Here is a 20,341-nt window from a genome sequence, read left to right as displayed (position 1 = left end):
CGGAGCTGTTTACTTCAGCCCTTTGTAGAACAGTTTGCCGGTACCCAGCAAGCCCGCAAAGGCCATGACGGCAAACACGAGGCTGCCGATAGCGATTTGCATTCCACCGGAAATGGCATGACCGCTGGTACAACCGCCAGCCATGCGCGCGCCAAAAATCATGATGAAACCACCCGCAAAAGCCCAAACCAAGCGTTTAGCAGAGGAGTTGCCTTTGTATTTTTGCCAGTTTTCGTGAATGAGGGTGAGTTTGAAATCTTTCCGAAGAAGTGATAGTACCAGCCCTGAAAGAAAAGCACCCCCTAAAAAGAGCAACTGCCAGCTTCCGGAAGCTTCAATCTTTTCGAAGTAGGCATTGGATGTTGTACCGGTCAGTAAATCGCCCAGGTAAGGATACACCGTTGAGGCGCCGATGGGACGGTTGAAGGTCGCTGTTGAAAAGATGATTACATTGAGCAGGGCCAGCGCAATTCCTGCTCCAATCCATTTTTTACTTGTGCTTTTTTCAAGTTTGTGGACCCCAAAAGCTGCCGCGATAAAAACCAGGCCAATGACAACAACAAGCAGGTAGAAGACCGTTGGATTTTCGCCCGTTAGCGAGTGCAACGAAATTTTCCCCAGGTTGGCTCCCTGCAGCGGTTCAATGCTTGGCAATACAAGGGTATAAACCCATCCGCCCAGCATTCCGCCAATAATTCCGGTTAGGGCATCCAGCGATCCTTCGCCCAGCGAAATGGCCAGCGTGCCGGGGCAGTAGCCGAGAACAGCCATGCCAATACCAAAAATTAATCCCCCAATCAGGATTCCTCCAACCATAAAGGGCTTGACATGATAGGTGGCCAATCCGAGCCCGATTTCAAAGTTAATTAGAATTACACCTACTCCGATGGCCAGCGCAATGGCTTTGGCAACGGTCAGGTCTTCGAGTGTGGCCATGCCACTAATAACGTTATACTTGTTGAGGCTGGCGTGTTGGAGAGCTGCGCCAAACAGAAATCCGAAAACGAGAATTAAGAGGGTCATTTTGTGTGTTGTTGGTTTTGGCTGGCAAGTTAAACTTTTTTCAACGAAGCGACTTTGATATCCGTCATTTTAATGGCATGGAGCACCAGCAACTGTTGTAAAACAGGGCCTTTTATCCGAAGAAATGTTAAAAGCCAACGTCCTGGAATTGCGTTGAAACGCACTTCGGACATTGGCTTTACTCCGCAGGAGTGGCGGTTTTTAATCCGTTCTGGTTTCAGCTTCCTGAGCATCAACCACGGCAATGGCAACCAGGTTGACAATTTCGCGCACCGAGCTTTCCATTTGCAACACATGAATCGGCTTTTTCATGCCCAACAGAATGGGGCCTATGGCTTTGGCGGTTCCCAGTTCCTGTAAAACCTTGTACAGAATGTTGCCTGAGCTGAGGTTCGGACAAATCAGCACATTGGCATCGTGTTCTCCCAGCTTGGAAAAGGGGAATTTGCGTTTCCGCAAGGCTCCGTTTAAGGCGTAGTTGGCTTGCATTTCGCCATCAACCATCAGTTCGGGATGCGTTTCATGCAAAATTCGCACAGCTTCCCGGGCACGCACCGGACTACCCTTGCCCTTAAAGGCTCCAAAGTTGGAGTAGCTTAGAACAGCGATTCGAGGTTCAATTTTAAAGCGCTTCACTTCGTTGGCTACCAATAACGTGGTGTCGGCAATTACCTGAGGCTCCGGGTCCGAGTTCACGGTAGTGTCGGCCAAAAATAGCGGTCCTTTTTTGGTCAACATCACATACATGCCGGCCAGGTGGTTAACATCGCCCCGGGTGCCAATAACCTGCAAGGCCGGACGAATGGTGTCGGCGTATTTGCGTGAGAAGCCGGAGATGAAGGCATCGGCCTCGCCGGTTTCCACCATAATGCAGCCAAAGTAATCGTGGTTGTAAGTTTTTTCGAAGGCTTCTTCTAGGCTCATGCCTTTGCGTTTGCGCTTTTCATAAAGTACTTCGGCTAACTGGTGTCTGCGGGTATCCGAAATATCGCGGAAAATGTCGATGATGGGGACATCCGACAAGTCGAGTTGGTTGTTGGCCAAAATGGTTTCAATGGTTTTTCGGCTTCCCAACAGGATGGGGCGGGCAATGCCCTGATCCACAACAAAACGGGCTGCCTTCAGCATTTTCAGGTTATTCGCATCGGCAAAAACCACCCGCTTCGGATGTTGTTTGGCCTTGTTGCAGATGGTCATAATCAGCTTGTTTTCCAGCCCCAGGCGAGCACTCAGCTCACGTTCGTATTCGTCCCAGTCGGCAATGGGTTTGCCGGCTACACCCGAGTCCATGGCGGCGCGGGCAACAGCAGGAGCCACAGTGGTAATGAGGCGTGGATCCAGTGGCTTGGGAATGATGTAGTCGCGACCAAACACAATGTTCTCCATGTTATAAGCTTTGGTAACCAGCTCCGGAACATATTTCTTGGCCAGATCAGCCAGGGCTTTTACCGCAGCAATTTTCATTTCTTCGTTGATGGTGCGGGCACGGACATCCAGGGCGCCGCGAAAGATAAACGGGAAGCCCAAAACATTGTTAATTTGATTGGGATAGTCGCTTCTTCCGGTAGCCATAATCACATCCTTGCGGGCGCTGGTGGCATCTTCGTACGAAATTTCCGGGGTGGGGTTGGCCATGGCAAAAACAATGGGGTCTTCGGCCATGGATCGGATCATTTCCTGGTTGACCACATTGCCTACCGACAAGCCTAGAAAAACATCTGCACCAATCATGGCTTCTTTCAGGGTTTTGATGGTTCTGGAGGTCACAAATTGTTGCTTGGCGGAGTTCAGATCCGTGCGACTTTCGTTTAACACCCCCTTGCTGTCGAGCATAACCATGTTGCCTTTTTTTACACCGAGGCTGGTGTAAAGCTTGGCACAGGAGATGGCTGCTGCGCCGGCTCCGTTGATAACCACCTTGATTTGATCCAGTTCCTTGCCATTCAGTTCCAGGGCATTTAACAAGCCGGCCCCCGAAATAATTGCTGTGCCATGCTGATCGTCGTGAAATACCGGGATGTCGAGCGCTTCTTTCAGCTTTTCTTCTATCTCGAAACACTCGGGCGCTTTAATATCTTCCAGGTTGATGCCGCCAAAAGTGGGGGCGATGGCCTTTACCACCTCAATCAGTTTTTGCGGGTCCTTCTCGTTCACTTCAATGTCGAACACATCCACATCAGCAAAAATCTTAAACAACATGCCTTTGCCTTCCATCACAGGTTTGCCGGCCAGTGGCCCAATGTCGCCCAGGCCCAAGACCGCCGTACCATTCGAGACAACAGCGACCAGGTTGCCTTTCGAGGTGTAGCGGTAAACTTCTTCCGGATCCTGCTCAATTTCGCGGCAGGGCTGAGCTACCCCCGGCGTGTAAGCCAGCGATAAATCGTACTGTGTGTCGTGTGGTTTGGTTGGAATAACTTCGATTTTCCCGGGGCGGCCTTTTTCATGATACCATAAAGCATCTTCGTAAACTGATTTTTTCATGGTCGGCAGATTTTTGTCTTATCAATTTACGAAAATCTGACTTGAAAATCAATGGCTTATCCAAGACCTGCAAAGGTGGCATTCCGGGCTTTTCAACGGGGTGGGTAAAGGCGAAAGGCCTGAGTGGGCTTAAGAATCAGACTCTTTTGTACATACAATTTCGTATTTGATGTTCCCCGGATCCTTGAAAAAGACGGCATAATAATGCTCTCCATACTCGGGGTAACGTTGGGGTGGGGTAACAATGGTGGCTTCGAATTGCAGTAATTGCTGGTAAGCATGGTCAACTTCAGCGCGCGATTCGGCTTTGAAGGCCAGGTGGTGCAAGGCACCCGGTTTGCGGCGGTTGATTGAATCGTTTACAAAGGCTTTGCGCGGCGAAGTAATGGCAAAGGCCAATAACTCGTGGGTATATTCAATGACATGAAAATCATGTGCCTCAATATAGGCGCGAACTTTATTTTTGATGTCAAATCCCAGAATAGGAAGAAACTGATCGTAAAACTTTTCTGCAACCTGGAGGTCTTTCACTGTGATCTGAATGTGGTCGATAATCGGGTTCATTGGGTGTTGAGTTTCGTTATTGATTGGAGTGCTCAAATTCGGGATGCAGTTTAGTCAATATTTCTGAATTTCCCAGCGCTGCCGCGCGATTGCCTCGCGTGGTCTTTAGACGTTACTTGACAACAATGACATTATTCAACCCCCCTTTTTCGCCTGAATAGTCTACAGCATTGCTATACCAATAATCTTCAGCTCTGAAAACCAATCCTGCTTCAACCGGATTATTAGGGGTGTAATCTATTTTCTCATCAATAACTTTGATTAAATCACGCAATGAAATCGCGCGGTAGCAGGGGGTTCTTTATTTTCCGTTTATTCTTGTTTCAACGTAAGGAACTATTGAATCAAAAAAATCATGTATCAAGTCCGAAATTTGTTCTGCCGATTCCGTAAGTTCATTTTTTTTGTCATGAACATATCTATCTGTTCTAGTTTTAAAAATGTGCTTATAGTTATTGAGACTTCCAGGATTATCATCCTCAATTAAATAGTAGTAATCCCGAATAGGATAAAGTTCTTGATCTTCAAATGCATCTGAATGCGCTACTTGATTTCTGATTTGTTTAAAATTGAGTGTGAATTTGTTTAATTTTTTTAAGGATTCTTCAACTTTTGTCCCTTTTATCTTACTATTTTTAATTATCGTTGATTCTCGACATTCCCTTTCAGGTAACCCAATGTCAAAAACTAGATTAGAGAATCGTAATGATCTGTCAAATATTGATGTTATCCGTAAATAGAAATATTCAATCATGAATACTATATAATCATGACGATTCATTTTGCTGTTCTTTTTCTTTCTGAATCCAGAAAGCATTTCAATTGAAAAATAAATCTGGTCTAAGCACTCTGTTATTTTATTTATTCCCATAAGGATTTCAATGGCAGCTTTTTCCTTGTCAGAGGCAGGACTTATTATTTCTTTTGGAGTCTGCCTAGAAATAAAATCAGTCACCGTTGGCATTAATAACTTCATTATTTTATGCTGGTCAAATCTTTTGAACCTCATATTATTTCCGATGCTTTTGGTTTGGTTAAATTAACCACAACGTTAAGAATATGCGTAGTGCGGGATTTCAAAGCTCCAACTTATCAAATTACACTGCCGCCTATTAATTGCTATGTCGTTCATATTTAGTACTTACCCCACATTATGTATATACATTGTTATTTGATGTCATATATATTCATGGAGTGCTCGATACTATATTTTGACTGAAGATATTGAATTGGTATCTGCCGATTAATTGAATCTGATTTTCTTATATCAATAATCATTTCCGGTTTAATACCTCCAATAATAGCAAAAGCACTTAAAAATCTTGTTGAATACCTCCCCTGAATTAAAACTTTTTGATTTAAAAAATGTGACTTTATAATTGTATTATCCATGCAGATATAATCAACAAGTCTAAAAATCTTATTACTTTCTTTCCCTTTAAGTTGTTTTGCTTTCTCTAGGTATTGAATAAACTTGCAGCCAAATGCATTGCCTAACATATTCTTTAAATTAGGTTCTATTTGGTTAGCTTGAATTAAACGTGGAAATGAGTTATACAAAAAGTCACGACCGTCGATAAAAACTTGAGGCGGTTCTACCTCAATTTCAATTATCACATTTTCTTCCTTTTTATTATTGTCATGACTATATATTGATGCACCAAGAACACATCCCGTAACATATTTTCCAATATTTGTTATATCTTTTGAATCTCTGTTATATCTTTCAATATTGTCAGGTTCATTCAAAACTTTTTCAATAATAGCTTCAGTTGTCAAATCATGGTGGTCAATTTTGGGTTTTAACAACCAAGCGCCAATGTCCATATTCAGATCACCATTTTTTCTAATAAATTCAATCTCTGTTTTGTCTAAATTTAGACCTCTGTATAATTTCATAAAGTAGTTTTTAATAATAATGACTAACACTTGTATCCCCACAGTCTTGTGGATATATTCGCTTTAGTTGGATGTATTTTTGTTGGTTAAAACGCTGCTTGTGTGCGGTGGGTGTCCGTTGGTTAGTCCTGTCATTGGTTTTTTCTTTTTAGGTTTCGCCGATGAATTTACAAAACTTTACAAAATGTATACATCAGGATGGGCATTTTTATTTTGGTTCGAAACAACTGAAATCCTGCCTGTTCTTTGGTTGAGCGAAGCGGCAGCGCAAGGCGAGCTGTCTTGAGTTTGCAATTCAATTCTCATAAGGGTCTGCATACTTATTAAGTCCGGGTATACCCAAGACCATTTCCCCCGTTCCTCAAGATTAGGGCTTTTGTTGGTGAACGCATGACCGATTTTTCAAATGCTGTCATTTCCCCGGCTTGCCGCGTCCTGCCGATGTTCTGGCGCCCCGCCGACATGGTCTGGCTGGTCGCTGAGTTCGTCTGGCAGGTTGGCGACATGGTCTGGCGAGTCGCTGAGTTCATCTGGCGGTTCGGCACCATCGTCTGGCTACTTGCCGACATCGTCTGGCCTTTCTCCAGGTTCGTCCGGCTCGTCGCTGTGATCGTCTGGCGATTAGGCACCATTGTCTGGCTCATCGCTGAGTTCGTCCGGCAGTTCGGTACCATGGTCTGGCGGGTTGCTGAGTTCGTCTGGCTACCAGGCACCATCGTCCGGCGGGTGGGGGGATTGTCAAAGCTATTTGAAAAACCTACAGCCCGAAGGCACGAGCTTACGAACGTAAAAAGGTACGAGGTCACGAACCGATTCGCTGCAGGACCTAAGTCCTCCACTTCACCGGAAGGAGAAAAGTTCGGCCTGCGAGGGTTTTGAAACAGACAACAAGGGAAGGAATCTGCGCCGGGACTAGCTAAGAAAAGCCTGTAAAGCGGGCTTGGGGAGAGTTTTGAAATAAGCTGTGCCGATTTAATCAGGCAGTTACGGAGATTCTATTTCCAACTTCACCGCAAGAAAAGAAAAGCCTCGTTTACACTGTAGCCTTAACAACAAAACCACCTCGTCAGCGGTATACCGGTGCCACTCCTCCTTGAAAAAAAAGGAGGAGAAAAGAACGCATCAGTAAACGGTAGCTCACAAGCTGACAGCTACCGCTGGCGACGATTTTTAATCGATGCCTTGCCTGCAAACTTTTGCTTTTCACTGCACAACACGGGGCACACACTTGCGCCAGAGGGCACCGCGATTATTAAATTCTTTGCTGAATCGGAATTGTTTTACAAAATTTTCTCCCAAAAATACATGCGTTCGTAGCAGTCGTCGTAGCCGGCTTTTCGGTAAAGCTTTTGCGCGTTGAAGTTGTCGTGCCGTACTTCCAGGTTAATGCGGCAATAGCCTTGTTGTTTTACAAAGTCGGCAATTGCGTCGAGCAGGAACCGGCCTACTCCTTTTCCTCTGAAATCGGGGTGCACCACAAAGTCATGAATATTGAGCAGGGGCTTGGCCTGAAAGGTGGAGAAGTTTTTATTGCAGTTGGCCAGGGCTGCATATTGGCCGTCGGCTTCAGCAAAAAATCCAAGGTAGCCAGGGTAATTGCGCAAGCCTTCCAGAATTTTCGGCCCCTGGCCTTCGGGCATGGGCGCATTATCGCCCATTTCGTCTTGCATGTAAAGGTCCAATAAACGAATGAGTTGCTGGCAGTGCTGCTCGTTGTCGAGCTGGATGGGTACAAATGAATAATCCATTGTTTTTTTGGGGTTAAATGTAATGAAAATGCTCAAAAAGCCCGGAGGAAAGACCCCCTTTTTGGCTGCTTGTTCTTACAAGTAACAAGGCCTGGCGTTGATCAATTGGGTGTTTTTGAACTTTGGAGCCATGGCCGCTGAAGGCAAGGAATTAGCTATTCTGAACAAAAAAAGATGAACACTGGCTTAAAATCCTTATTTTCGCAGCTATAACTAATGCCATGACAACACTATGAAGAATTTGGTAATTATACCAACCTACAATGAAAAGGAGAATGTTGAAGAGATGATTCGAACGGTGTTTTCACTTCAAACACCTTTTCAGATTTTGATTATTGAAGACGGCTCACCGGATGGAACAGGTGCTATTGTAAAGCGCTTGCAATCTGAGTTTGAGGGCAAGCTGCACCTCATTGAGCGGGAAGGGAAATTGGGTTTGGGAACTGCCTATCTTACCGGTTTTAAATGGGCCCTTGAGAAAGGGTACGACTATATCTTCGAAATGGATTGTGATTTCTCGCATCCGCCCCAAGACCTGGAAAACCTGTTTAAAGCCTGTAACGAAGGAGGTGCCGATATGGCCATTGGATCGCGCTACATCAAAGGCATTAATGTTATTAACTGGCCGTTGGGACGGGTGTTGATGTCCTATTTTGCTTCGGTATATGTGCGGCTGGTTACCGGCATGAAAATCATGGACACAACGGCAGGCTTTAAGTGCTATTCGCGCCGTGTGCTGGAAACAATCGATCTGGATGACATCCGCTTGAAAGGGTATGGCTTTCAGATTGAGATGAAATTTACTGCCTGGAAACATGGGTTTAACTTAGTGGAAGTGCCCATTATTTTTACTGAGCGGCAGGAAGGAACCTCCAAAATGAGCGGTGGTATTTTTAACGAAGCCTTGTGGGGGATTCTGAAAATGAAGATGAGAAGCTGGTTTAAAAAATATCCGGGCTATAAGTCTTAACCTGAGTTTATACCGGAAAAACAGTAGGTTGATTGGTGAACAAAAACCGCTGTTAACCGATTTATATAAGGATTTTAGGGCTGCAGAAATGTAGCCTTTTCAATTTTTGTTTCGTAATTTATACCGAGAATTTTAAAGTACTGAAAGCATGAAAACCATCATTCACAAGGCGACGATTATTAACGAAGGAACCCGCTTTGAGGGAAGTTTATTGATTGAAGATGAATTCATCAAACGGATTTTTAAAGACGAGGAGGTTCCGGAAACGTTGATGAACGAAGCAACGGTTATTGATGGGAGCGGAAAGTTGTTAATTCCGGGAGCAATTGATGATCAGGTGCATTTTCGTGAGCCCGGGCTGACCCATAAAGGCGAGATTGCCACCGAGTCGCGGGCAGCTCTGGCAGGAGGAATCACTTCGTATATGGAGATGCCCAACACCAAACCACAGGCAACCACCCAGGCCGAGCTGGCCAAAAAATATGCGCGGGCGTCGGAAGTCTCGGCGGTCAACTACTCGTTTTACATGGGTGCCACCAACGATAATCTGGATGAAGTGTTGAAAACTGATCCGAGTCAGGTGTGCGGCATTAAAGTTTTTATGGGCTCGTCAACCGGGAACATGCTGGTGGACGACGAAGAAACTCTTTCCGAAATTTTTAAGCAGGCTCCGACCTTAATTGCTACGCATTGCGAAGACGAAGAAATTATTCAGCGCAACACCGAAATTTACCGCCAAAAGTATGGCGAAATTGTACCGATATCGCGTCATCCCCGCATTCGGAGTGCTGAAGCTTGTTATAAGTCATCCTCTAAAGCGGTGGAGCTGGCCCGGAAATTCGGAACCCGCCTGCATGTTTTGCATATTTCGACGGCCAAGGAAATGGAGTTGTTTGACGCCGGCCCGGTGAAGGATAAAAAAATTACAGCGGAAGTGTGTGTGCATCACCTTTGGTTTGAAGAAAAAGATTACATCGCTTACGGTACACGAATTAAATGGAATCCGGCGGTGAAATCGGCTGAAGACCGGCAAGCCTTGTGGCAAGCCTTGCTGACCGACAAAATTGATGTGATTGCCACCGATCATGCCCCCCACACGCTGGATGAAAAATCGCACGCCTACTTTCAGGCTCCTTCGGGCGGGCCTTTGGTACAACATGCTTTGGTGGCTATGCTCGAATTTGTGAGCCAGGAAAAACTGACGGTGGAAAAAGTGGTGGAAAAGATGTGCCATGCACCGGCAGATTTGTTCCGCATCGATCGTCGTGGTTACATCCGCGAAGGTTATTATGCTGATTTGGTTTTAGTCAATCCGGATAAAAAATGGACGGTTTGCCCTGAAAATATTATCTATAAATGTGGCTGGTCTCCCTTTGAAGGGACCGAGTTTAGTCATCAGGTTTCTAAAACTTTTGTCAATGGACAGTTGGCTTACGACCGGGGAGAAATTAAAAAAGACGTTCGGGGAAAACGCCTGGAATTTAGGGTGTAATCGTTGTTGCTAAAATATAAAAGAGGTCGTCCCAATGCTTTGCCTGGAGACGGCCTCTTGTTGTTTTAGTTTACTACAATAACTAGGTATTTGTTGGTCTCCCAAAACCGATCGGGGTCGCTGATCACCAGCTTTTCCACTACATCATCGCCGGTTAACTCATAGCTGGCTGCCGGGTGTGTGGTGATGACCTTTGCCTTTTTCGAGTTCAGCGCAATTTCATCCACCGCACGAATATCAATCTTTGTAAACAGATCGGGATTGAAGTCTTTGCGAAATTTCAGGCTGCGACCGATGCCTAAAAATCCGCCTTCTTTTTCAATAATTCCATTTTCAACCAATTCTTTGGCTGTCCCAAATACATAATAGGCCGTATTGAGTTCCGATACTTTTTGGTCGATGGTTGTTGATTGCTCTTCCAGCAGTCTTTCCTGTTCCTGGGTCCGTTGCTGGGCGGCCATCAAGTCCTGGTTTAAGTTTGAAATGTTGAGTTGCAGCTTTTCAAGTTCAGCCTGAAGCGTCAGAATTTCGGCATCTTTTGACTCCAACTGATTGCTCATCATATTCAGCATTTCCTGCATTTCTGTCATTTTGTAGCTGGAATAGTCCATCTTTTTTTGCTGAGATAAAACCAGTTCCCTGTTTTTTTGTAACAGCTCATTGATGAGAGCAATGTCGCGCAGCATTCTCTGGCGCTTGGTGGCCTGAGGTTCCGCATTGCTTTTTGATTGAATATCGACAATCTCTTGCAGTTTTTTAATCGAATCCAGATTGGATTGAATTTCATTCATCGTGCCAATGAAGTCGGATATGGCGGCATCTTTTGTTTCGGCTACCTGTTGCAGGCTATCTTGTACAACTTGCATCCGGTCTAACTTTTTCTGGTTGCAGGAGGCGAGTAGTACCACAAGTGAAAGAATGAGTAATTTCTTCATGATCAGATTATTTTAGTCAAAGTTAAGGCGTTTCTGTTTATTCTTATCTATATATACGGGAAGGTTTGAATAATTATTTTCTGATGGCCTTTTTTTTCTTTTTATTATCCGTTTTGCCGGGTTAATTTGATCACCGGTAGTAATTGTTTTTTGCAGTTACTCTTCAAGGGGGTGTCGAACAGCCAATGTTGACTGCCTGGTAATTCTCCTTGCAATCGGGCCTTTGGGCTAATTGAGCTCCCTTCATCCGATTGGAATTCATTTGAATAAATGCCTTGCAGTCTAACCCAAACCCAAACTAATACGTATCTTTACGCGAAATTTTTTGGAGGTTTGGAATTACAAAATTTTAAAAAGGTATTTGAAGAGCAGGACGTTATTCAACCTTTGCTAAAAACGATGAATACCCCGGGTGAAAAGATTCACCTGTCGGGGCTTGTTGGCTCTTCTCAAACGGTATTGGCTTCTATTCTGGCTGAAAAACACGACCAGCCTTTGGTTTTTATACTGAATGATAAGGAAGAAGCGGCTTATTTTTACGACGATCTGGTAAACCTGAAAACAGCATCCCCGCTCTTTTTCTTTCCCGGCTCCTATAAGCGGGCCGGACACCTGGATTCGCTGGAACAGGAAAACATCATTCTGCGTACCGAAGTGCTGAATCAGCTGCATGAGAACAATCAAATCAGCATTGTCACCTATCCGGATGCGCTGACCGAAAAGGTAATCTCCGGCGAAGGGCTGGAATCCAATAGCTTTCAGGTTCACAAAAAGGATAAACTGTCGATTGGATTTTTGAACGACGTGTTGTATGAATATGGTTTTGAGCGGGTCGACTTTGTGGTGGAACCCGGTCAGTACTCCATTCGTGGGAGCTTGGTGGATATCTATTCGTTCTCGCACGAAGACCCTTACCGACTCGATTTTTTTGGCGATGAGGTGGATAGCATTCGCAGCTTTGACATCGAAAACCAAATTTCCAAAGTTCATCTTGAAAAGATTGTTATTATTCCTAACATTCAGGATGGATTGGAAGAAGAGAAACGTGACAACTTTTTCCATTTTATTTCTCCGAAAAGCAGTATTTATATTCGCGATATTTCGCTGGTTGCCGACTTGATTGAAGGGACTTTTCAACAAGTTGTTGATAACGCCGATTTGCCGGGTGACCGGTTTATCGCCGGGAATGATTTCCTGGCAGCTCTGGCTGGTTTTACTTGTCTGGAATCAGGAACAACCAATTACTTTAAAACCACAACGCATTACGCTTTTAATACTTCGGCTCAGCCGGCTTTCAATAAGAATTTTGAGTTGTTGGCTAAGAACCTGCAGGATAATGAAGCTGGGGGTTACACCAACTTTATTCTTTCATCCAACGAAAAGCAAATTGAGCGTTTGCATGCCATTTTTAAGGATCAGAATCTGAAAGTGGAATTTACTGACCTGAATTTCACCTTGCATGAAGGGTTTATTGATCATCAGCTTCGGGTGTGTTGTTATACCGATCATCAGATTTTTGAGCGCTACCACCGCTTCAAACTCAAAACCCGGAAGCCACAGAAGGAGAGCATTACCCTGCGGGAATTAAACAAACTGCATCAGGGTGATTACGTGGTGCATATCGATCATGGTATTGGAAAGTTTGCCGGTTTGGTAAAAACCGAAGTGAACGGAAAAATTCAGGAAGCCATTCGCCTGGTGTACCGCGACAACGATGTGTTGTTTGTGAGCATTCAGTCACTGCACCGCATTTCAAAATACAAAGGCAAGGAAGGTGTCGAGCCCAAGATTAACAAGCTGGGAACCGGTGCCTGGCAGAAAATGAAGGAGCGCACCAAGAAAAAGGTGAAGGATATTGCCAAAGACCTGATTGCGCTTTATGCTGAGCGGAAGAAAGAACGTGGATTTGCTTTTTCTCCCGACTCGTATTTGCAAACCGAACTGGAAGCCTCTTTTATTTACGAAGATACGCCCGACCAGGTGAAAGCCACGCAAGCCGTGAAAGAGGACATGGAGCGTGAAATGCCCATGGACCGGCTGGTTTGTGGCGATGTTGGCTTTGGAAAAACGGAAATTGCTATTCGGGGAGCCTTCAAGGCGGTAGCCGATAGCAAGCAGGTAGCTGTTTTGGTGCCTACCACAATTTTGGCTTTGCAGCATTTCAAAACCTTTTCTGAACGGTTAACGGATTTCCCGGTTCGAATTGAATACATTAGCCGCCTGCGCCCTGCAGGAGAAGTACGTAAGATTTTGAAAGCTGTGGAAGCCGGCGCCATCGATATTTTGATTGGCACACACCGGCTGGTCGGAAAAGATGTGAAGTTTAAAGACCTGGGCTTGCTGATTGTGGATGAAGAGCAAAAGTTTGGAGTGTCGGTCAAAGAAAAGTTGAAGCAGCTTAAAGTGAATGTGGACACCATGACTTTAACGGCTACTCCGATTCCGCGAACGCTGCAGTTTTCATTGATGGGCGCCCGCGATTTATCCATCATTCAAACGCCACCACCCAACCGTTACCCGATTGTTACCGAATTGCACGGATTTAATGAAGAGATTATCCGTGAGTCCATCAATTATGAGCTGGCCCGCAACGGACAGGTCTTCTTTATTCATAACCGGGTACAAAATATTTATGAGGTGGAGGCAGTCATCCAACGGCTGGTGCCGGGGGTGAAAACAGTGGTGGGACATGGACAGATGGAAGGGCCCAAGCTTGAAAAAATTATGCTCGATTTTATTAACGGAGAGCAGGATGTGTTGATTGCGACCACCATTATTGAGTCGGGACTGGATATTCCGAATGCCAATACCATCATTATTAATCATGCGCAGAATTTTGGTTTGAGCGATTTGCACCAGTTGCGCGGACGTGTGGGCCGATCCAACAAAAAGGCATTTTGCTATTTGCTTGCACCGCCGCTCTCAACGGTTAGTCCTGAAGCTCGTCGGCGTTTGCGTGCCATCGAAGAATTCTCGGAATTGGGCAGTGGTTTTAACATTGCCATGCGCGATTTGGATATTCGTGGTGCCGGAAACCTGCTGGGGGCTGAGCAAAGTGGATTTATTGCGGACATTGGTTACGAAACCTATCATCGTATTCTGAATGAAGCGATGCAGGAACTGAAGCAAGGCGAATACAAGGAGCTTTTTCAGGAAGAGCAACAAGCGGCGGGCAATGTATTTTTACAAAACCAATTTGTTAACGATTGCCAGATTGATACCGATATGGAACTGCTTTTTCCTGACAGTTATATCCAAAGTATTTCGGAACGGATGCTGCTTTACCGTCAGTTGGACAGCTTGGAAACAGAAGAGAGCTTGCAGCAGTTTGAGCTGGAGCTGATTGACCGGTTTGGAAAACTGCCGGCTGCCAGTAAGGAGCTTCTGGAAGTGGTTCGTTTACGCTGGCTGGCCATTCGATTGGGAGTTGAGCGGGTTATACTGAAGAATAAAAAAATGATCTGCTATTTTATTGCCGATCAAAAATCAGACTATTATCAGTCGCCCATCTTTTCAAAAGTATTGCATTACCTGCAACACCATCCGGATAAGTGCCGGATGAAAGAGAAGCAAGATAAGTTGAGCCTCAGTTTCGATCACATCAAAACCATTTCAGCAGCCAAAACCATTTTGGAAGAAATTACGGCTGAACAGTAAATTTGGGCAGCTCGGTTGCCATTGGAAAAATAAAAAGGCCATCCCCAAACTCAAGTATCAAAAGAGGTTTGGAGATGGCCTTGCTCATTTTATGGAAGACTAGTCCGCGATAACCAGGTCAACCCAGTAGGGAAGATGGTCGGATGCTTTTTGGGCCAGTGGAGAAGTAATCACTGCTTCGGAGCCTATTTTGAATCTTTTGGGGTTGGTATAAAGAATGTGATCAATTCTTTTCTTTGGATTTACTGTAGGAATGGTTAGGGCAAACTCCTTGCTGGCATCGGTGAATACTTCACGCAACACATCCATGGGTTTGGATTCCGTCACATCATTAAAGTCACCGCCGATGATTAACGGCGCATCAAGCTGAGAGGCAATCGTATTGGTTTTTTCCGCCTGAAGCAGTCGGTTTTCCAGGTGTTTGTAATCCCAGTGTGTCGAGGCGAAATAGATTTTCTGCTCATCCGAAAGTTGAACAAGAACCAGGCCTAACACCCGATCTTCGGCATCGTGCTCGGCCTGCTCGGGCAGTTTGATTGTTTGTGCCTGGCTGATCGGGAAACGAGATAAAACACCAACACCGTATGATCCCTCTCCTAAAGGAATTGAGCGGAAAAAGTGGAAATTCATATCCAGCTTTTGAGCCAGGATTTCCAGTTGAAATTGATTTTGTGAACGTTCTGCTGCGCTATCCAGCTCCTGAACGGCAATCAAATCTGCTTTCGAGTCGCGAATAACCTGGGCAATGGCATCCAAATCAATCACCCCCGCTTCTCCGGGAGGATTGGCGTGATGGATATTGTAGGTCATCACCCGGATGGCTTGCTTTGTTGCAATGGACGGCAGTGATTTCTTATTGGTGCTCCAAGCGAAAAGACTGATGGAGAGCGTAAAGAAGACCGTGAAAAGAAAGCTTTTGTTTTTCATGAATTACAGGTTGAATGTTATGAGTTTATACGAAATGGGTAATTTTTTCGTGAGATCCATAAAGATAGAAAGTTTATGCTTGAAATTACTTGGAGGGTGGAGGCCTTTTTGTAATTCTTTTTCAGGATTTACGGACTTTGAAGCTCCCTATTGTATAAAGTCTATTAAAGACAAAAAGGCAGTCCTCTGACTGCCTTTTCCGCCCCGATCTCTCGGGGAACTAACCTAAACCAACTAAACCTAATAAACCATGAGCTTACCGGGAATTGTGGTGTGTTGTCCGTAAAGACAACGAACTCCCAGCTTGCTACTAATATACTTGTCGTAAAACAAGTACATTTCGATTTCGCTTCAAAGATACCAAAAAAATCAAAAGCTGTGCAATGATATTTTTGAATAATCTTTTCTGAATAGCACTTGTTTAACTGCAATTTAAGATTGATCGTGAACTTTTAGAGCGGAGAAGTGGCTGCATTTAACTAATAGCAGGCTGCTTATGGAACGCGAAAAATATGCTGTAAATCATTAATTACAAGTTTCGCATGAGTTGGCATTTGATTAGTTCTAACAATATCAGTAGTTTAGTGACTTTTCAAACGGATGCCTGTTTTTATGCGATCCGATTGATGTTTATTTGAGTGTAGAATATTAGAGAATAGGCCTAATTTTATGGCTCGAATGAAATGACCTTAAAATCGAATGTATGCGCGCAAAACTAAGTTTGGTATTGGTTTTTTGTTTTCTCTCCGGTTTTTCACAACAAAACCTAAAACGCGAATTCAGGGCTGCCTGGATAGCTACGGTTGCCAACATCGACTGGCCTTCGAAGCCCGGGCTGAGTGTTGCCAGTCAACAAAAGGAAGCTTTGGTGTTGCTGGATAAGCTTCAGCAAGTTGGACTGAATGCCGTCATTTTTCAGATGCGTCCTGCATCCGATACCTTTTATCCATCCGATATAGAACCTTGGTCCCGCTATTTAACGGGCACCCCAGGAGGCGATCCGGGCTACGATCCGTTACAATTTTGGATTGATGAGTGTCATAAACGAAACATGGAGTTTCATGCTTGGTTTAATCCTTTTCGGGTGGCCTTGAAATACGATGAGCCCCTTGCTGCAAATCATATTGCGTTTCAGAAACCATACTGGGTAGTAAAATACGGGAACTCGCTGTATTTTGATCCGGGACTACCTGAAACACGTCAGTTTATTACCGATGTCGTGATTGATGTGGTGCGTCGTTATGATGTGGATGCTATTCATTTTGACGATTACTTTTATCCATACCCGATTATTGGGGAAGCTTTTCCTGATTCAACCTCGTTTAAAAATTACCGGGGTGAATATACCGAAGATCAACTGGAAGACTGGCGACGGGAGAATGTGGACTTAACCATTGAGAAGTTGAGCAAGGCCATTAAGTCGGTAAAACCTTGGGTGAAATTTGGAATCAGCCCATTTGGGGTGTGGCGAAATTTGGCAGATGACGAGCGCGGCTCACAATCTTCAGCCGGAAATACCAATTACGACCATTTGTACGCTGATGTTATCAAATGGATGGAGAAGGGATGGCTTGATTACCTGCTGCCCCAGCTTTATTGGCACATCGGGCATCCGGCAGTTGATTTTGAAACCCTGGCTAACTGGTGGAAACTGCATGGTTATGAGCGGGCCATGTATGTTGGTCACGCGCTTTACAAATGCGATCCCGGTTCAGGAATTATGGAGTGGAGACAGTGTACGCAGTTGCCCGATCAGGTTCGTATTACACGTCAAATACCCGAAATAGATGGTAGTGCATTCTATAGTGCCAAACATTTTTACCGCGACATACTAGGTTTTCAGGATAGCCTGCAAACCAAACTTTATACGTACCCCGCGCTTGTGCCCGAAATGGACTGGATTGACAACCAGGCACCGGCTACTCCCCGAAAAGTGAAAAAGGGATGGGGAAAAACCTTGAAGTGGCGGCCGGATAAACTGGAGACGGAGTTGGATAAAACCGTGCGCTATATTGTGTATCGGAATAAGGCCGGGGAAAAGTTTGATGCTAACGATCCACGCTTTATCTACAAAATTACTGAGGAGCGAAAGCTACACTTCAACAAGAAGGATAACAAAGAGATTTTTGAATTCCGTGTTTCAGGATTGGATCGTTTACACAACGAAAGTCCTGTCTCTGAACCTGTCATTATAAAACTGTAATAAACTATGAATCCGAAGATAGATTGTTTCATCGCGTTTTCCGGAACTGGGGAAACCCGCCAAGCCATTGAATGTTTGAGAAGGTCACCACTGGTTCAGTCGGTATTTGTGTTAAGCCCTCAGCCGGTTACGCTGGATGGGGCCGAAACTTTGGTGACGAATCAGCTTTTGGCAACAGACAGTATTCGGCTTATTGCTGAAAAAACAACGGCTTCGTATGCCTTGCTGGCTTTGCAACCCACCCAGCTGGGAGTGGGGGATTATGCCTTGGAACGCTTGTTGCAGTTGGCGGAGGCCAGTCAGGCAGCCATGCTTTATACCGATTATTATGAGTTCAAGGAAGGCGTTCGTTCCAATCATCCGGTGATTGATTATCAAGCCGGAAGTTTACGTGATGATTTTAACTTTGGACCGGTTCAGTTTTTCCGGAAAGAGGTGCTGAAAGCTTTTACCGAAAAAGAGCAGGCCTCTTATCAGCATGCTGGTTATTATGCCTTGCGTCTGCTGGCTTCGAGAATGGGCGAGTTGTGTCGTGTGCCGGAATTTTTATTCAGCATGACGGAAACGGATACGCGGCTGTCGGGTGAAAAGCAGTTTGACTATGTGAGTGGCAATGCCCGCGAAAAGCAGGTGGAAATGGAACAGGCTTGTACCGATCATTTGAAGAAAATCGGTGGATTTTTGCAGCCTAATTTCAAACCGGTTGAATTCTCGGGCGATTTCCCGGTTGAGGCCACTGTGGTTATTCCTGTTCGTAACCGGATTAAAACCATTCGGGATGCCGTGGATTCGGTGCTGGCCCAAAAAACGAATTTCCCCTTCAACCTGATTGTCGTGGATAATCATTCTACGGATGGAACGACTGCCTTGCTTCAGGAATATTCCGATGAACGCTTAATTCACCTGATTCCGGATTCGCTTGATTTGGGGATTGGCGGATGCTGGAATGAAGCTGTGTTTCACCCCCAATGTGGTCGGTTTGCCGTCCAGCTGGATAGCGATGATTTGTATTTTGATGAAACGACCTTGCAACAGGTGGTGGACAAGTTCTATGAAGAAAAATGTGCGATGGTCATTGGCTCGTACCAGATGTGCAACTTTGCCTTGGAAGAAATTCCTCCGGGGCTGATTGATCACAAAGAATGGACCCCCGAGAACGGCCCCAATAACGCCTTACGCATTAACGGACTGGGTGCGCCGCGTGCTTTCTATACGCCTGTTTTGCGCGAAATCCGAATTCCAAATACCAGTTATGGTGAAGATTATGCGGTGGGACTGGCCATTTCCAGAACCTGGAAAATTGGCCGGATTTACCAGGCTATTTACCGTTGCCGTCGCTGGGAAGACAACTCAGACGCGTCGTTGGACATTGCCAAGCAAAATGCCCACAATGCGTACAAAGACAGCTTGCGCACCTTTGAGCTGAAAGCCCGTCTGAAAGCGAATCAAAATTAATGCAGGAATCGGGCATGGAACAGTCGGACTTTGAATTTAGGGTAGATGCCTTGCTGGAGCAGCAAAAGCAAGCATGGCCGTTAGCCAAAACCAACTTTTCGGGCTTGCAGCAAGTGCAGTCGCGAACGATTTCGTTTGAGGGGTTTAAAATTCAACTTCAGTTTAACCCGGAGAGAATTCGGAGTTCTGCCGCCAAAACCGATGCCCATTCCATTCAGCAACGCGCTTGTTTTTTATGTGCCAACAGTCGTCCGCCCGAACAACGGGGACTGCCCTTTGGCGAAGATTATACGGTGTTGATTAATCCTTTCCCGATTTTCGAGAAGCACTTGACCATTCCTCTGAATCGTCATTTGCCGCAGGAAATAGCCACTTATTTCCCCGATTTACTGGAGTTGAGCCGACAATTACCAGAGTATACCGTTTTTTACAACGGCCCCAAATGCGGGGCTTCCGCGCCGGATCATTTCCACTTTCAGGCCGGCAAGCATCAGTTGATGCCCATCAATTCTGAAATTGAAGAAGTGGCCAACCGTTGGGGCGAAGTTCTTTTTCAGGATGAAAAGACCCGTCTTGTGGCTGTTGGGGGGAACTATCTTCGGAAACTGCTTTATTTCCGGTCGGCATCAAAGGAAGCCCTGCAAGTCCAGATGAACCGGATACGCGGTTTCCTGGATGAACGGGGGCAGGATGGTGAGCCGATGATGAATCTGCTGGCCAACTATCGGGCGAATGAATGGGAACTGATTCTCTTTCCGAGAGATCAGCAACGCCCGAGACAGTTTTTTGCTGAAGGGGCTGGCCAGATTCTGCTGAGTCCAGCTTCGGTAGAAATGGGCGGGCTGGTTATTTTACCCCGAAAGGAAGATTTTGAACAACTGACTGCCGATGACTTACGTGACATTTACGAACAAGTATCGATTAATGATGCGGATTTTGAGGAGTTAAAAGCTAAGATAAAACAAAGGCCTTAGTGACAGGCCC

The 20,341-nt window shown here is 45.3% G+C and carries 15 protein-coding genes and 2 pseudogenes; 8 read left to right on the top strand and 9 right to left on the bottom strand.

Translation table 11 applies throughout. The annotated features are described in order from the left end of the window. Nucleotides 1–9: 9 nt before the first annotated feature. From Q1A18_RS06720 to Q1A18_RS06700, 6 genes and pseudogenes are all read right to left on the bottom strand, one after another. Entirely contained in the window at nucleotides 10–1,023 is a 1,014-nt protein-coding gene (locus tag Q1A18_RS06720) for a YeeE/YedE family protein (protein WP_299578167.1), read from the bottom strand. Nucleotides 1,024–1,224: 201 nt separating this feature from the next. Then, a pseudogene (locus Q1A18_RS19115) lies at nucleotides 1,225–2,211 on the bottom strand (phosphate acyltransferase); the annotation flags it as partial. 72 nt (nucleotides 2,212–2,283) lie between these two features. After that, nucleotides 2,284–3,507, bottom strand: a pseudogene (locus Q1A18_RS19110) (malic enzyme-like NAD(P)-binding protein); the annotation flags it as partial. 129 nt (nucleotides 3,508–3,636) lie between these two features. Beyond that, nucleotides 3,637–4,071 carry a VOC family protein gene (locus tag Q1A18_RS06710; RefSeq protein ID WP_299578165.1) on the bottom strand — a complete coding sequence of 145 codons (435 nt, stop codon included), beginning with the start codon at nucleotides 4,069–4,071 and terminating at the stop codon, nucleotides 3,637–3,639. 301 nt (nucleotides 4,072–4,372) lie between these two features. After that, nucleotides 4,373–5,047 (bottom strand): Cthe_2314 family HEPN domain-containing protein, encoded by a 675-nt coding sequence (locus Q1A18_RS06705; RefSeq protein ID WP_299578164.1) that lies wholly within the window; start codon nucleotides 5,045–5,047, stop codon nucleotides 4,373–4,375. Nucleotides 5,048–5,238: 191 nt separating this feature from the next. Next, complete coding sequence (locus Q1A18_RS06700) at nucleotides 5,239–5,970, bottom strand: hypothetical protein (protein WP_299578163.1); 732 nt, start codon at nucleotides 5,968–5,970, stop codon at nucleotides 5,239–5,241. Between the two features lie 67 nt (nucleotides 5,971–6,037). On the opposite strand from Q1A18_RS06700, the gene Q1A18_RS06695 reads away from it, so the two are divergent. Both Q1A18_RS06695 and Q1A18_RS06690 read left to right on the top strand, forming a co-directional pair. Next, nucleotides 6,038–6,256 carry a hypothetical protein gene (locus tag Q1A18_RS06695; RefSeq protein WP_299578162.1) on the top strand — a complete coding sequence of 73 codons (219 nt, stop codon included), beginning with the start codon at nucleotides 6,038–6,040 and terminating at the stop codon, nucleotides 6,254–6,256. A gap of 104 nt (nucleotides 6,257–6,360) precedes the next feature. Beyond that, on the top strand, nucleotides 6,361–6,849 hold the full coding sequence (locus Q1A18_RS06690) for a hypothetical protein (protein WP_299578161.1): 489 nt from the start codon (nucleotides 6,361–6,363) through the stop codon (nucleotides 6,847–6,849). Between the two features lie 401 nt (nucleotides 6,850–7,250). On the opposite strand, the gene Q1A18_RS06685 is transcribed toward Q1A18_RS06690, so the two are convergent. Further along, nucleotides 7,251–7,718, bottom strand: a complete 468-nt coding sequence (locus tag Q1A18_RS06685; protein ID WP_299578160.1) for a GNAT family N-acetyltransferase — start codon at nucleotides 7,716–7,718, stop codon at nucleotides 7,251–7,253. A 232-nt stretch (nucleotides 7,719–7,950) separates the two neighbouring features. On the opposite strand from Q1A18_RS06685, the gene Q1A18_RS06680 reads away from it, so the two are divergent. Together Q1A18_RS06680 and Q1A18_RS06675 are read left to right on the top strand one after the other, a co-directional pair. Next, nucleotides 7,951–8,688, top strand: a complete 738-nt coding sequence (locus Q1A18_RS06680; protein WP_299578159.1) for a polyprenol monophosphomannose synthase — start codon at nucleotides 7,951–7,953, stop codon at nucleotides 8,686–8,688. Between the two features lie 148 nt (nucleotides 8,689–8,836). After that, nucleotides 8,837–10,180: a dihydroorotase gene (locus tag Q1A18_RS06675; RefSeq protein ID WP_299578158.1), complete on the top strand. Its 1,344-nt coding sequence runs from the start codon at nucleotides 8,837–8,839 to the stop codon at nucleotides 10,178–10,180. A gap of 65 nt (nucleotides 10,181–10,245) precedes the next feature. Here Q1A18_RS06675 and Q1A18_RS06670 read toward each other — a convergent pair whose 3' ends face one another. Then, nucleotides 10,246–11,115: a hypothetical protein gene (locus Q1A18_RS06670; protein ID WP_299578157.1), complete on the bottom strand. Its 870-nt coding sequence runs from the start codon at nucleotides 11,113–11,115 to the stop codon at nucleotides 10,246–10,248. A 333-nt stretch (nucleotides 11,116–11,448) separates the two neighbouring features. Between Q1A18_RS06670 and mfd the strand changes: the two genes are divergently transcribed. Next, a complete protein-coding gene (gene mfd / locus Q1A18_RS06665; RefSeq protein ID WP_299578156.1) occupies nucleotides 11,449–14,772 on the top strand; it encodes a transcription-repair coupling factor in 3,324 nt (1,107 codons plus the stop codon). Nucleotides 14,773–14,871: 99 nt separating this feature from the next. Here the strand turns inward: mfd and Q1A18_RS06660 are convergent, their stop codons facing one another. Then, nucleotides 14,872–15,699, bottom strand: coding sequence for an endonuclease/exonuclease/phosphatase family protein (locus tag Q1A18_RS06660; protein ID WP_299578155.1), 828 nt, complete (start codon nucleotides 15,697–15,699; stop codon nucleotides 14,872–14,874). A gap of 703 nt (nucleotides 15,700–16,402) precedes the next feature. On the opposite strand from Q1A18_RS06660, the gene Q1A18_RS06655 reads away from it, so the two are divergent. Genes Q1A18_RS06655 through Q1A18_RS06645 form a run of 3 tightly spaced genes read left to right on the top strand, consistent with a single transcriptional unit; the run spans nucleotide 16,403 to nucleotide 20,331 of the window. After that, on the top strand, nucleotides 16,403–17,902 hold the full coding sequence (locus Q1A18_RS06655) for a family 10 glycosylhydrolase (RefSeq protein ID WP_299578154.1): 1,500 nt from the start codon (nucleotides 16,403–16,405) through the stop codon (nucleotides 17,900–17,902). Nucleotides 17,903–17,908: 6 nt separating this feature from the next. Then, nucleotides 17,909–19,357 (top strand): glycosyltransferase family A protein, encoded by a 1,449-nt coding sequence (locus Q1A18_RS06650; RefSeq protein ID WP_299578153.1) that lies wholly within the window; start codon nucleotides 17,909–17,911, stop codon nucleotides 19,355–19,357. Then, nucleotides 19,357–20,331: a DUF4922 domain-containing protein gene (locus tag Q1A18_RS06645; RefSeq protein ID WP_299578152.1), complete on the top strand. Its 975-nt coding sequence runs from the start codon at nucleotides 19,357–19,359 to the stop codon at nucleotides 20,329–20,331. Before Q1A18_RS06650 ends, Q1A18_RS06645 begins: the two co-directional genes overlap by 1 nt. Nucleotides 20,332–20,341: the final 10 nt, after the last annotated feature.

Source organism: uncultured Sunxiuqinia sp. (genome assembly GCF_947495665.1).
Classification (GTDB): domain Bacteria; phylum Bacteroidota; class Bacteroidia; order Bacteroidales; family Prolixibacteraceae; genus Sunxiuqinia; species Sunxiuqinia rutila.
Note: the sequence above shows the minus strand (reverse complement) of the source record. Positions and strands in the feature narration are given on the sequence as shown.